Below are 12,175 nucleotides of genomic sequence, written 5' to 3'. Positions count from 1 at the left end.
TACCCATGGCACTGATCACGGACATCCAGAAGCTGGAGCCCGGCGGCGAAATTCGCCTGTTCGAAATTGACGGGACCGAGTACGGCGCGGATTACCTGCGCTTTCACGGCCACTCCATCCCTCACACGCCCGATGAACTGCTGGCCTATGAAGGCTCTGAAGCGGATTTGCCGGCCAAGTCGATTTGGTGGCAGGGCGCCGAGTACGCGGCCTGGCCGGTGCAGATAGAAGGCATAAGCTCCAGCAGCGACGGCACGGCCTCTCGACCGACATTCGCCGCCGGCAATATCAATGGCCGATTGACTGCCCTGTGCCTGGCCTTCGAGGACCTGCTGAAGTTCAAGCTGACGGTGCGCGAGACTCTGGCGCAGTACCTGGATGCGGCGAACTTCCCCGACGGTAACCCAACTGCAGATCCGACTCAGGAGGCGCTGGAGATCTGGTACATCGACCAGAAAACCAGCGAAGACGGCGAGGCGGTGGTCTGGGAGCTGTCCTCACCGGGCGAGATCGATAACCACGGTCTGCCCGGCCGGCAAATGACGACGTTCTGCCACTGGGCCATGACCAATGGTTACCGGGGGCCAGATTGCGGCTACACCGGCGCGGCCATGTTCGACGACGAGGACAATCCCACAGATGACCCGGCACTTGACCAGTGCAAGGGCTGCCTGTCGTCCTGCAAGTTGCACTTTGGCGAGAGCAACGAGCTCAGTTTTGGTGGATTCCCCGCCGTCAGCTTGATCGCCAGGAGTTGAGCATGCGCAAGCACATCATCGCAGCCATCCAGGCGCACGCTGCCACCGAGTACCCGAAAGAGTGCTGCGGCCTGCTACTGGCAGTCGGGCGCGCACAGAAGTACTTCCCGTGCCGGAACATCGCCACGGAGCCGAACGAAGAGTTCAGGCTTGATCCAGAGGACTATGCCGCGGCGGAAGACTTTGGAGAGGTGATCGGCATCGTTCATTCACACCCGGACGCCACCAGCCGGCCGTCACCGCATGACTTGGCCATGTGCGAGGCCACGGCGCTGCCTTGGCATATTCTGAGTTGGCCCGAGGGCGACCTGCGAACGATCACGCCGACCGGCAACACACCGCTGCTCAAGCGCCCGTTTGTGCACGGCGCCTGGGACTGTTGGCAGGTATGTGCAGATTGGTATCTGCGCGAGTGGGGGCTTGAGTTCGAAGCGTTCCAGCGCGTGGACGGCTGGTGGGAGCGCGCGGAGAACGCCAGTCTTTACGAACAGCATTACGGGGCTGCCGGCTTCCTGCGCGTAGACATTCCTCAGCGCGGTGACATGATCGTTATGCAGGTTGGGCGTACGGTGCACCCTAACCACGCAGGCATATACCTGGGCACCGATCCGGCGCTACCAGGTGAAGAGTCGGGCACGTTTGGCCCCGGGCCTTTCCTGCTGCACCACCTGTATGGAAGGCCATCCGAGATCATCGTCTATGGCGGGCCCTGGCACGACCGGACGCGCCTGATCCTCAGGCACAAAGACGCAAAATAACCAACATGACGCGGCATGGCCGCAGGAGAGTGCTATGAGACAGGAAGGTGATCAAGCCAAGTTTGGCGAAGTTATTTGCAAAAGAAATACCAGCGATGGAAAGCCGGCGTGGATATTGACTGAAGATGGAAGCATCTTTATTTCCGAGCAGGCAGTAAAAGACGCAACCATCCAGTCAGCAAAAATCATTCAAAAGTGCTGAGTTACTTTTTGGGTGTGAACTCTGAGAGCGGGCGAGCCTGTGGAATTGTCTGGCCGGGGAACGCCTTCTGGAATATCTCCTTCACCAGCCCATCGCCGTGACCTCCCTGACGCGAGCCTTCAATTGCAATCGCCAGGTACCCCTTGGTGAGTTCGGGCTCTACTTGTGCAAGTACGTTGGTGAGCGCCAAGACGGCATTCGTCAATTGGTATACCGCATCAACCGTTTCTACGTTGTATTCGCTACTCACATTGACCTCCAGGTCATAAACGCGCCGATATTGGCGCTATCCCAGTCCTTGGGCTCGCAGGCGTAGGACTAGGGAATCCTTTTCAATCGTTCTCGTCGCGCTCAATCATCAGTACTGGGCCGCCGGTGTGGCCTCGCATAAAGAATTTAAAAATTACAATGTGTGACCCTGAGGTATCGGAATAGCTGATTTTTCCTTGCCATGGATCTTTACCAGAAAGGCTATATGAGGCTGATTTACCGGGGAATTTGTTCGCTACAGCTTCCTCAAGAGCTCGTTTCTCGTCCGAGGGCATTTGATACTGTCTGCTCAAAATAAACTTCCTGTCGTGAGAGTTGGTGGCCGAAAGCTACTATCAAACCCTCGCCTTCATCCACTGGTATTCCATCCACGCTGGATGCCTGGACAGGACTCGTAGATTTTGGCTGTGTTCGGCTTGTGATGGTAGATTGCCCTCATTCACAAGGAGATTCGGGATGCAGCGTTTAATACTTGTCGGCGTGACAGCCTTGGCACTAGCAGGTTGTTTTGACAAAGGGCAGGCAGAGGGCGGCCTTGCCGAGGCTGTAAGTGCGGTAGGCACTATTGAGGCGGCGAACAATTCGCCCGACGTGACCGTGAAGTCTTGGTGGCGGGTTAAGGATGCATCAGCAACCATACGGATCGAGGTTTGCAAGAACAATTTGAAGCTTGCGGAACCTTACTTTGGAAAGCTTTCACAGCTGGCCGAGGGCGAGATGATTGGCAAAGGAGAGTGTGAAAAAACGCCGTTGGTCTTTGATCGGCAAATTACGAAAGTAGAGGTTCAGTCTGATACGCGCGCGGTCGTAACTGCCCATATTAAGAATGCAACACCTCCTGAGGATGGTGCAGTGCTTGATGCCGAGGCCAAGAAAAGTAAAGAGGATGGCGAGCCCTTCCAGTATGTGTTGGAGCGGCAAGACACGAAGAGTGGTTGGAAGATCACAAAGATATCGAGCTTTTCCTCTTACACGAAAGATTGGCGGGACGCTTATCCTAAGGACGAGCCTTCTAATAACCGTTACGTTTACGGCTCTTTCCAATAAGCAACCAGGAATATGGCATGCGGATTTTGATAGCAGCGGTAGCGGTGGCGATGTTGGCGGGATGCGCCTCATCGGCGATTTCGGTGCGGGATGCGAAGCCGGTTCCGTCGGACGAGGTCTATGCCTTCCAGGCTAAACCCGTTGGCGAGAGTGGAAAAATCACCGTGGTTCGCGACTCGGGCGCGGTCGGCTCTGGTTGCGATATTGTTGTTTATGTCGACGGCCGCAGGGCTGCAAAAATAGGTACTGGTCAGCGGGCTACATTTTACCTTCCGCCGGGATCGCCCAATCTCGGCGCTGGCCTAGCGGGCTCAGGCCTGTGCGCAGGCGCAGCAATTCGAACCATCGCAGCGACGGTGAAGCCTGACAAGGAAAGCCTGTACCGCATTAGCGGCGATATGGCCGGTTTCTACATTGGCCCTTATGTCGATTACAACTGAACCAAGAAAACTTCGAAGCCGCCTCCGGGCGGTTTTTTATTGCCCGGAGAAAGTGATGCAGACAATGGCGATCAACTATCAACCTATGACAACGATTCGCCTGCACGGTCAACTCCGTCAGTTCGGAAAGTTCTTCAGGCTTGCGGTGAAATCGCCGGCGGAGGCGATCAAAGCACTATGCGTGCAGATCCCTGGATTCGAGCGGTTTCTGTCGAATGCCAAGTCGCGCGGGCTCGAGTTCGCTGTGTTTCGCGATAAACGCAATATCGGGGAGAAGGAACTGAGCTACAACGGCGCCGGAGACATCCGTATTGCGCCTGTGATCGTAGGCAGCAAGCGCGGCGGTATTCTTCAAACCATCGTCGGCGCGATCTTGATTGTTGTGGGTGTTATTTTCTCGGCAACGCCTTTCGGTACTCCGCTCATAGGCGCAGGTATCGGGCTTGTCGCTGGCGGCGTAATCCAAATGCTCAGCCCCCAGGCTGGCGGACTCAAGACCAACGCCGCACCCGAGAACACACCCGGCTACGCCTTCGGCAGCGCGAAGAACACCACGGCGTCGGGTAACCCGGTACCGCTTTGCTACGGCAAGCGCCGGGTGGGCGGGGCAATCATCAGCGCCGCGATCTACGCTGAAGACCAGATGTAACCGACATTCGCAGCAACGCAGCCGCCCCCGAGGCGGTTTTTTATTGCTTGGAGAAAAAGATGGGCGACGACAGCAAGATCGACATCCACGGCGCCAAGGGTGGCGAAGAGAAGCCAAAAACGCCGACAGAAGCCCCAGACAGTCTGCGCTCGGTTGCTGTCGCCAAAATGCTGATCGCCGTGGGCGAGGGTGAATTCGAAGGGACGCCAACGGCCAGGGATATCTACCTCGATAACACTCCGCTGCAAGACCCCCAGGGGAACATGAATTTCCCGAACGTGAAGTGGGAGTGGCGCACCGGGGCCGTGGACCAGACCTATATCCAGGGGATCCCGTCGGTCGAGAACGAGACCACCATCAGCACCGAGCTGCGCAGCGGTACACCTTGGGTCAGGGCGATCAATAACACCCAGCTTTCCGCCGTGCGTGTGCGCTTCGCCTGGCCTGCGCTCCAGTCCGTGGATGCCGGGGGCAACATCAATGGGTACCGGATCGAATACAAGGTTGAGCTGGCCACGGATGGCGGCGCCTACCAGCAGGTGCTGAGCGAAGCTGTCGATGGCAAGACCACCAGCGTGTACGAGCGCACGCGCCGTTTCGACTTACCCAAAGCCACGACCGGCTGGCTGATGCGCATCACCCGCATCACGCCCAACCAGAACAACAACAAAATCTCGGACACCATGCAGATCGCCGGATTTACCGAGGTGATCGACGCGAAGATCCGCTACCCAAACACGGCGCTGCTCTACATCGAGTTCTCCGCCGAGCAGTTCCGAAGCATCCCGGCCGTCACGGTCGAGACTAAGCTGAAGAAGATGCAGGTGCCGAGCAACTACGATCCTGTGTCACGCACTTACTCCGGTGTTTGGGACGGCACGTTCAAGCAGGCCTGGACCGACAACCCTGTCTGGATGACCTACGACATCACCACCGCTGACCGCTTTGGCCTTGGCCGTCGTATCAAGCCGTGGATGGTAGACAAATGGGAGCTGTACCGAATCTCGCAATACTGCGACCAACTGGTGCCGGACGGAAAGGGTGGCCAGGAGCCGCGCTTCATCTGCAACTTGAACCTGCAGAGCAAGGCTGACGCTTGGTCGCTGCTGCGTGACATCTCGGCGATCTACCGAGGCATGACCTACTGGGCCCAGGGCCAGGTGTTTACTCTCTCGGATATGCCGCGCGCCACCGACTTCGACTTTGCCTACACCCGCGCAAATGTCATTGATGGCAAGTTCACTTATTCCAGCGCATCCGAGCGCACACGCTACACCCGAGCGCTGGTCAGCTACGACAACCCGCTGAACAACTACGACACCGACGTCACCGCAGTGACTGACCAGAAGCTGCAGCGGCGCTACGGCGATAACCCTCTGGAGATCAGCGCTATCGGCTGCACCCGCGAATCGGAGGCCCAGCGCCGCGGTAAGTGGGCGCTGCTGACCAACTCCAAGGACCGGGCCGTAACCTTCAAGGTTGGTTTGGATGGTCGTATTCCGCTGCCTGGCTACGTGATCCCGATTGCTGACGAGCTGTTGGCTGGCCGCGCCATTGGCGGGCGCATCTCGGCTGTGAGCGGCAAGGTCATCACCCTGGATCGCGACACCCAGGCCAAGCAGGGCGACCGGCTGATCCTCAACCTGCCAGACGGCAAGTGCGAGGGGCGCACAGTGCAACTGGTCAGTGGCCGGGAGGTTACGGTTACTGTGGCTTATTCCGTTGTGCCTGAGCCGGAGCTGGTGTGGGCGCTCGATGCTGACGACCTGGCCGTCCCGCTTTATCGTGTGGTTAGCGTGGCCCGGCCAGAGCCTGGCGTGTTCGAAATCTCGGCCGTTCAGTACGATCCGAGCAAGTTTGCGCACATCGACACTGGCGCGCGCCTGGAAGAGCGCCCGATCAGTATTATCCCGATCACCGTGGTACCGCCGCCGGCCAGCGTCACATTGACGTCGAGCTACGCGGTGAACCAGGGCATCGCCATTAGCACCATGAACATCTCGTGGCCGGCCGTTGCCGGCGCCGTCGCGTATGACGTGGAGTGGCGCAAGGACAACGGCAACTGGATCAAGGTGCAGCGTACTGGTTCGACGAGCGTGGACGTCACCGGCATCTACTCCGGGGCCTACTTGGCCCGGGTGCGCGCAGTGAGCGCCTTCGAAATCTCATCGATCTGGAAAAACTCCAGTCTGACCAATCTTGAAGGCAAGACTGGCCTGCCGCCGGCGGTGTCGTTCCTGACCACCACCAGCGAGCTGTTCGGCATTGGCATCAAGTGGGGCTTCCCTGCTGGTGCCGAGGATACCCAACGGACCGAGCTTTGGTATGGCCCGGCGAATGACCTGCCGGCCGCGACGAAGCTGGCCGACCTGGCATATCCGCAGGCCGACTACCGTATGCAGTCCTTGCTGGCGGGCGCCACGCTGTTCTTCTGGGCGCGCCTGGTGGACCGTACCGGCAACATCGGTCCGTTCTATCCGGTGGTGAATGGGGTGATGGGCCAGGCCAGCTCGGATGCTGGGCCGATCCTTGAGCAGATCAAAGGGCAGATCGACGAGACGTCCCTGGGGCAACTGCTGAATGAGCGCATCAACCTTATCGACGGCAATGGCCCTGGCTCGGTCAATGGGCGCATCGAAGCGGTCAAGGATGAGCTGGAAGGTTTGATTGACCAGATCGTCGACGCGCTTGAGTACGTCCCTTCCAAGGCTTATACCCTTGGCAATATCGTCCGAGTTGGCCAGCACTTATATCAGGCAAAGGGTGATGTACCTGCGGGCGCGGCGCCCCCAAATGCTACTTATTGGGTTGATATCGGTACGGTGGTGCAGACCGTTGACGCTCTGGTCCTTCAGGTCCAGCAGAATTCCGCGACGATCACGCAACACGGTCAGGACATTACCGCCCAGGCTTCGCAATTGAACGCCGTCAAATCCACAGTGAATGATCCTGTCACCGGGGTTGTTGCGACGGCCAGCGGCCTGAGCACGCTCAAGACCACGGTCACTACGCTAGATGGCAAGGTGACCACTACGGCAGAGCGGGTTGACGGCATTTATCTGCAGGTCAATCCGCCGCTCCAGGGCGACAGCGGTTCGATGATGGGGTCGGAGGCAAGCTATGTGGGTGTCTGGTCTACCCAGTCCGCGCTGATCGAGGGCGACTTGGTACAAGGCCAGCGCACAGATGCGGTCGAGGTAAAAACCTCGGCGAACGCTGCTGCCGTGCTGTCTGAGCAAACCGCTCGCATCAATGCGGATGGTGCTCTTTCCACTCGGATCGACACCGTTACAGCGCAGACGGCGAGTAATGCCTCGGCGGTCCAGGCAGAAATCATTGCTCGGACGAATGCTGATCAGGCTCTCGGCCAGCGCATCGACACCGTTCAGACGACGGTGGGCGGGAATACGCTCGCAATCCAGACCAACGCCACAGCCATACAAACGGTCGACGGCAAGGTCACCGGGAGCTGGTCGGTGCGTATGCAGTACGAAAGTGCCAGCGGCTTGTACAAGTACGCGGGTATCGGCCTGGGCCTGGAGAACGGTCCCGGTGGGTTGCAGTCGCAGTTCATTATCGACGCCGACAGGTTCGCTATCGGCCAGGCCGGGACTGTGCCGTTCGCAGTCACGGGTGGGCAGACCTTCATCAAGGCTGCGTTCATCCAGGATGGCACGATCACCAACGCCAAGATCGGTAACTACATCCAGTCGGACAACTACGACCCGCAAAAGGCTGGATGGAAGCTGTTCTTCGACGGGACGTTCGAAATCAACGGCGTAGCTCCAGGTCAAGGACGATCAATGATGACAAATCGGTCGCTGCGCTTTTGGGATGCGGGCGGTGTAAAGCGCCTACAGCTTGGAGATCAAACCGAATGAGTTCTGCCTTAAGGATCTGGTCTTCGTCGGGGGTGCTGGAGTTCGATACGAGTGTCGCCACATACAGGATTGTTTTATCTGTTCTGGTTTCTTATTCGTCGGGCCCAGCAGGAACTCGAGAGTTTTCGGTGCCGGGTTGCAATACAAGCAACTCGATATGCTTTTTTTTGCCGATAAATAACGATACCTCGCAAGTTTCTGAAAATAGACAGTTGGAGTGCGAGATGGGTCAGGATGTGGTTTATACACGAAACTTCCTGAAAGGCAGCCCGTCTGGGTCTTTTTCATCCGCAACAATGCGGCTAATAGTTGCGAGGTGGGGGTGATGACCTATGGCTTGAGCGTTGTTAACGATGCTGGAGCGATCTCCCTAGACTCTGAGTACGCAAGGCTATGTGTTTTTCATAAAGGCACCTACAGCGCTGGCGTCACAGTCACATTCCAAAATGTGGTTGATACACAGGAACCACCGCTAATTTTCATCAGGCCACCTGACAATGGATCGCTTATACAGTTAGGTGTTCTGCTTGAGGGCTCTGCGGGGGCTTGGACTGGCGCTACTGTTGTGTCCGGGCAAGTCCACTCGGGCAATATTTTCGTGGGGGCGTTTTCGTCGAAGCCCTTAGCATCGTACGGGCTAAGAATGTGGGATGCCAATGGCAAGCAAATCTTCGATTCTGGTACTCAAGCAGCAGTATTTACCAGATCGTTACAAAATTGGACTTACACGCATACTACGTATAGCGCCCAAGGATTGCCGACTAATTGGTATTCTGTTCCGCTGAGTTATGAGCTTGGCGATTACTTGATGATTAATAACGCCAGAATGCCGATGATGGCAGGAAATAATGAGTCTCGTGGAACGGGACTTAGATATGACTTTCCTGCTGGGCTTATAAGATTCAGCGTGACCACCGTGACGAACCCATTTTACTTCTCCCTTGCTGCAGTTTTTGGGAAGGTGGTTGTTTAAATTTAAGTCATCATAAGGATGCAAGCACATGGCAAGACAAGAGATAAACCTTGGTACGGCCCCTACTGGTGTAGGCGGGGATACCACTCGTACGGCTGGCGTCAAGATCAACGCCATGACAGATGAGATATATAAGAACTTCTATCAGAGGTCGAATATTCTCGCTGATGTTGCTGATTTAAACGGCCTTCCGAACGGCGGTATTATCGAGACAAAAACAAACTCAAACGGAACCTATACGAAATTTGCAGACGGCACTCTAATTTGCTTTAACACGTTTATCGTAACTGCGACCGTTAACCCTGGCGCGTCTGTGGTGCCATCTGTAGTTATGCCGTACGCTTTTTCAGGCTCGCCTTATATTGCCAATTCTCTGATTTTTTATACGGCAGGGCAGGGCGCGCAGATATACTCATCCAAGCAAAACTATGGTTTGATTGGGGCGTTCATAAACACTGGTGTGTCTGCATCTTCATCGTTCCCGAGCTTTACGACACTAGGAACTAATATTTCTTATTCCTATGAATATCGCTATTTGGCAATAGGGAGGTGGAAATAATGATAATCAAATTATCGCCGCAGCGTCGGGATGATCAGATGGTCGTCAGTAAGCGCAATGATGTGCTGACAATCAACGGTGAACGGTTCGACTTCCGAGAACTTCCTGAAGGTGCAGTCTTGCCAGCATCTGCTGTGGCTTGCGAATTCGTCGTCGGCGACGTTATGAGGCTCAACGGAGATCTGATCATAACCTTGCTCCTTCCGTGCGGACCTGAAGCAAGCAACTCAGCTTGCTTCCCTGCCGATATCGTCGCCCCACCTAACGGTAATGTGAGTCTTCCCCTATGAGTAATATCGATTTCAGCAAGATGGTTACCGCCGAGCAACGTCATGCGGATGAAGAGCGTGCCGCCCTTGAGTCCGTTCTGTCATCGCGTCGCGCTGCCTACCTGTCCGAGTCCGACCCGCTCAGGCTGGAAGCCGACTACGACGCGTTGAGCCGTGGCCTGGAGCCCGACTACACCGCCTGGCTGGCCTCAGTGGCCGCGATCAAGGCGCGTTTCCCTTTACCGGTGAGCGCTTCCGCCTTAGACGCCTAAAGCCAGCAGTACACCGCCACCCGCCTTGAGCGGGTTTTTTATTGCCTGGAGAAAATATGAACGCATCCGAGAAAGACCGGGACATTCTGACGCGCACGCTCTGGGGTGAGGCCCGCGGCGAAGGACTGGCCGGACAGATCGCCGTGGCCTGGACCATCCGCAACCGCGTATTCGATGGAAAGGCCAAGTCCTGGTGGGGGGAGGATTACGCCGGCGTTTGCCTGAAACCCTGGCAGTTCAGCTGCTGGAACCAGAACGACCCGAACTACGTCTACCTGAGCGGTGCCAAGCCTATCCCGGCCGCGCAGTTCGCCCAAGCCCAGCGTGCGGCTGACCAGGTGATGTCCGGCGCGGTACCGGACCCAACCGGCGGCGCCACGCACTACTACGCAGCCACGATGCCCAAGGCCCCGGCCTGGGCGGCGAAGGCCAAGCAGACGCTGCGCCTTGGTCACCATGTTTTCTTCAAGGATGTGCCGTGATGACGCCCGTACAGAAGCTGATCGGCCTGGGGCTGGCAATCCTGCTGGCGCTGGTCCTCGGCTTTGGCGGGGCGTGGCAAGTCCAGGACTGGCGCCTGGGCAAGAAGATGGCTGAGCGTATCGCAGAGCAGGGCGCCCACCACCAGAAGGAACTGGATGCAATCACTGGTGAGGCGTGGCGTCAGCAGTCGGACGAGCTGGATAAGCGCCTGGCCACCGAGGAAAAGCTCGCGCTCCAGGACCAACAACACACCAAGGAATTATCCGATGCCCAGCGCAACCAGGCTCGCCTGCGTGACCAGCTTGCTACTGCTGATGTCCGGCTGTCAGTCCTCCTTGCCGAGGATCCAGCCAGTAGCTGCAACGTGCCTACCACCCCCGGCGCCGTCGGCGTGGTTCATGCAGCCCGTCGAGCCCAACTTGACCCAGCGCATGCGCAGCGAATTATCGCCATCACCGATGACGGGGATAACGCCATAATCGCCTTGCGTGCTTGCCAGGCGTACGTCAGGTCTGTGGCTCCTTGAGTGCCCGCAGCTCTGCCAGCAATCGCTGGTTTTCCCTGAGAAGGTGGTCTCTCTGCTCCGTGATTATCGCCAACCCGTTTAACTTGCGGCCCTGGGCTGAGTTTTCCAGGTTCAAGGCAGCAACTTGGGATAGTGCGCCTTCCAGGGCCGTCTCGGCCTGATCCTTTCCGGTCATCAGCAGGTCGTTCATCTGCACCAGGCCGGCGATATTCGCCCGTGCTCGACGCAGCATGCGCTCGGTCTCCACAAGCTCATCTACGAGGATTGAGCATTGGTGCTGGTACATTTCAAGCGGAGTGGGGCAGCCGAGCCAATCGTCGGTGTCCATGTCTACGTTCATAGCGTGAATCTCAAATACTGTATGTGCGTACAGTAATCGAGGTGTTGCAGGTTTGGGGAGTGGTGTTCGTCGGCAGGACGCCGGGGAGGGTGCGTGACATTTGCGTGACTCTCTCACGCGCTTGTAAGCTCTTGTGGGCAGTCGATTGCAGCGAGCGCCAATAAAAACAGCTACTTAACAAGGTCTTACAGGTGTACTGCGTGCATGGGGTGCTAGGGGTCGAGTGTTCGAATCACTCCGTCCCGACCATTATTCCTGAGTAAAATCAGACACTTAAGCCGATCAGCTAGATCGGCTTTTTTGTGCCTGCGCAAAACCCGCGAAAAACTACCTGGTGATTTCACTGATATTCAGGTCCGGAACTGCCTCGGACCAGATGATTTCCTCATGGTCTCGCTGGTATTTTTTGGTCATGCCCTCGCTCGCATGACCCGCAGATCTTCTGCCCCTCGAAACGCATGCCTAGGATGTCGGTCCGCCGCTGAGCGGTGATAAGCGCCAGGCCGATTGGCGTTCTGTAGCCAGGCAGGCGACTTTTTCCCTGATAGCCTTCAGGCCCTCAACGGTGTGCCGCTTGCGCTGCTTCTTCTCGACTCGTTTGATGGTGCTGGCCGCTGGGTTGTCCGGGCAGAGGCTCTTGGCTGCGGCGTGGTTGAAAAAGTCGACCAACGGCGCGCGGCATTGGTTGGCTGAGCGCGGGGTGAACCATGATCCCAACATGCTCGACGCTGATTACCGGGATGGGGCT

Annotated in this window: 14 protein-coding genes and 1 pseudogene; 12 read left to right on the top strand and 3 right to left on the bottom strand. The window is 57.2% G+C overall.

Features of this window, described 5'->3' with window-relative positions:
• The first annotated feature begins 5 nt into the window (after positions 1–5).
• Genes GH769_RS14800 through GH769_RS14790 form a run of 3 tightly spaced genes read left to right on the top strand, consistent with a single transcriptional unit; the run spans position 6 to position 1,718 of the window.
• Positions 6–758: a phage minor tail protein L gene (locus GH769_RS14800; RefSeq protein ID WP_153649798.1), complete on the top strand. Its 753-nt coding sequence runs from the start codon at positions 6–8 to the stop codon at positions 756–758.
• Between the two features lie 2 nt (positions 759–760).
• A complete protein-coding gene (locus GH769_RS14795) occupies positions 761–1,516 on the top strand; it encodes a C40 family peptidase (RefSeq protein WP_153649797.1) in 756 nt (251 codons plus the stop codon).
• Positions 1,517–1,550: 34 nt separating this feature from the next.
• Positions 1,551–1,718, top strand: coding sequence for a hypothetical protein (locus GH769_RS14790; RefSeq protein WP_153649796.1), 168 nt, complete (start codon positions 1,551–1,553; stop codon positions 1,716–1,718).
• A 1-nt stretch (position 1,719) separates the two neighbouring features.
• Here the strand turns inward: GH769_RS14790 and GH769_RS14785 are convergent, their stop codons facing one another.
• Positions 1,720–1,968 (bottom strand): hypothetical protein, encoded by a 249-nt coding sequence (locus GH769_RS14785; RefSeq protein WP_153649795.1) that lies wholly within the window; start codon positions 1,966–1,968, stop codon positions 1,720–1,722.
• 476 nt (positions 1,969–2,444) lie between these two features.
• Here GH769_RS14785 and GH769_RS14780 point away from each other — a divergent pair, with 476 nt between their 5' ends.
• The 9 genes from GH769_RS14780 to GH769_RS14740 all read left to right on the top strand — a co-directional run bounded on the left by GH769_RS14780 (position 2,445) and on the right by GH769_RS14740 (position 11,087).
• Positions 2,445–3,035: a hypothetical protein gene (locus tag GH769_RS14780; RefSeq protein WP_153649794.1), complete on the top strand. Its 591-nt coding sequence runs from the start codon at positions 2,445–2,447 to the stop codon at positions 3,033–3,035.
• A 17-nt stretch (positions 3,036–3,052) separates the two neighbouring features.
• Complete coding sequence (locus GH769_RS14775; RefSeq protein WP_153649793.1) at positions 3,053–3,475, top strand: hypothetical protein; 423 nt, start codon at positions 3,053–3,055, stop codon at positions 3,473–3,475.
• A gap of 55 nt (positions 3,476–3,530) precedes the next feature.
• A complete protein-coding gene (locus tag GH769_RS14770) occupies positions 3,531–4,124 on the top strand; it encodes a tail assembly protein (RefSeq protein ID WP_153649792.1) in 594 nt (197 codons plus the stop codon).
• A gap of 59 nt (positions 4,125–4,183) precedes the next feature.
• A complete protein-coding gene (locus tag GH769_RS14765) occupies positions 4,184–8,005 on the top strand; it encodes a phage tail protein (RefSeq protein WP_153649791.1) in 3,822 nt (1,273 codons plus the stop codon).
• Positions 8,006–8,330: 325 nt separating this feature from the next.
• Positions 8,331–8,978: a hypothetical protein gene (locus GH769_RS14760; protein WP_032903613.1), complete on the top strand. Its 648-nt coding sequence runs from the start codon at positions 8,331–8,333 to the stop codon at positions 8,976–8,978.
• Between the two features lie 28 nt (positions 8,979–9,006).
• The gene (locus tag GH769_RS14755; RefSeq protein WP_153649790.1) at positions 9,007–9,537 is read left to right on the top strand and encodes a hypothetical protein; all 531 of its coding nucleotides are present in this window, start codon (positions 9,007–9,009) and stop codon (positions 9,535–9,537) included.
• 286 nt (positions 9,538–9,823) lie between these two features.
• On the top strand, positions 9,824–10,078 hold the full coding sequence (locus GH769_RS14750; RefSeq protein ID WP_019816795.1) for a hypothetical protein: 255 nt from the start codon (positions 9,824–9,826) through the stop codon (positions 10,076–10,078).
• 56 nt (positions 10,079–10,134) lie between these two features.
• Entirely contained in the window at positions 10,135–10,560 is a 426-nt protein-coding gene (locus tag GH769_RS14745; RefSeq protein WP_153649789.1) for a cell wall hydrolase, read from the top strand.
• On the top strand, positions 10,560–11,087 hold the full coding sequence (locus GH769_RS14740; RefSeq protein WP_153649788.1) for a lysis system i-spanin subunit Rz: 528 nt from the start codon (positions 10,560–10,562) through the stop codon (positions 11,085–11,087). The genes GH769_RS14745 and GH769_RS14740 overlap by 1 nt, the downstream gene beginning before the upstream one ends.
• Here GH769_RS14740 and GH769_RS14735 read toward each other — a convergent pair.
• Positions 11,068–11,427 carry a hypothetical protein gene (locus tag GH769_RS14735; RefSeq protein ID WP_153649787.1) on the bottom strand — a complete coding sequence of 120 codons (360 nt, stop codon included), beginning with the start codon at positions 11,425–11,427 and terminating at the stop codon, positions 11,068–11,070. The two genes, GH769_RS14740 and GH769_RS14735, sit on opposite strands and share 20 nt — an antisense overlap.
• 327 nt (positions 11,428–11,754) lie before the next feature.
• Positions 11,755–12,129 (bottom strand): annotated as a pseudogene (locus tag GH769_RS14730) (integrase); the annotation flags it as partial.
• Positions 12,130–12,175 lie beyond the last annotated feature (46 nt).

The sequence above is a fragment of the Pseudomonas sp. CFSAN084952 genome (genome assembly GCF_009648855.1).
GTDB lineage: Bacteria > Pseudomonadota > Gammaproteobacteria > Pseudomonadales > Pseudomonadaceae > Aquipseudomonas > Aquipseudomonas paracarnis.
The sequence above is the reverse complement of the archived record's forward strand: the minus strand, read 5'-3'. Positions and strand labels throughout refer to the sequence as shown.

Coding starts and splice junctions, on each gene's coding strand:
- GH769_RS14800 (WP_153649798.1), top strand. CDS start 6: ATGGCACTGATCACGGACATCCAGAAGCTGGAGCCCGGCGGCGAAATT.
- GH769_RS14795 (WP_153649797.1), top strand. CDS start 761: ATGCGCAAGCACATCATCGCAGCCATCCAGGCGCACGCTGCCACCGAG.
- GH769_RS14790 (WP_153649796.1), top strand. CDS start 1,551: ATGAGACAGGAAGGTGATCAAGCCAAGTTTGGCGAAGTTATTTGCAAA.
- GH769_RS14780 (WP_153649794.1), top strand. CDS start 2,445: ATGCAGCGTTTAATACTTGTCGGCGTGACAGCCTTGGCACTAGCAGGT.
- GH769_RS14775 (WP_153649793.1), top strand. CDS start 3,053: ATGCGGATTTTGATAGCAGCGGTAGCGGTGGCGATGTTGGCGGGATGC.
- GH769_RS14770 (WP_153649792.1), top strand. CDS start 3,531: ATGCAGACAATGGCGATCAACTATCAACCTATGACAACGATTCGCCTG.
- GH769_RS14765 (WP_153649791.1), top strand. CDS start 4,184: ATGGGCGACGACAGCAAGATCGACATCCACGGCGCCAAGGGTGGCGAA.
- GH769_RS14760 (WP_032903613.1), top strand. CDS start 8,331: ATGACCTATGGCTTGAGCGTTGTTAACGATGCTGGAGCGATCTCCCTA.
- GH769_RS14755 (WP_153649790.1), top strand. CDS start 9,007: ATGGCAAGACAAGAGATAAACCTTGGTACGGCCCCTACTGGTGTAGGC.
- GH769_RS14750 (WP_019816795.1), top strand. CDS start 9,824: ATGAGTAATATCGATTTCAGCAAGATGGTTACCGCCGAGCAACGTCAT.
- GH769_RS14745 (WP_153649789.1), top strand. CDS start 10,135: ATGAACGCATCCGAGAAAGACCGGGACATTCTGACGCGCACGCTCTGG.
- GH769_RS14740 (WP_153649788.1), top strand. CDS start 10,560: ATGACGCCCGTACAGAAGCTGATCGGCCTGGGGCTGGCAATCCTGCTG.
- GH769_RS14735 (WP_153649787.1), bottom strand. CDS start 11,427: ATGAACGTAGACATGGACACCGACGATTGGCTCGGCTGCCCCACTCCG.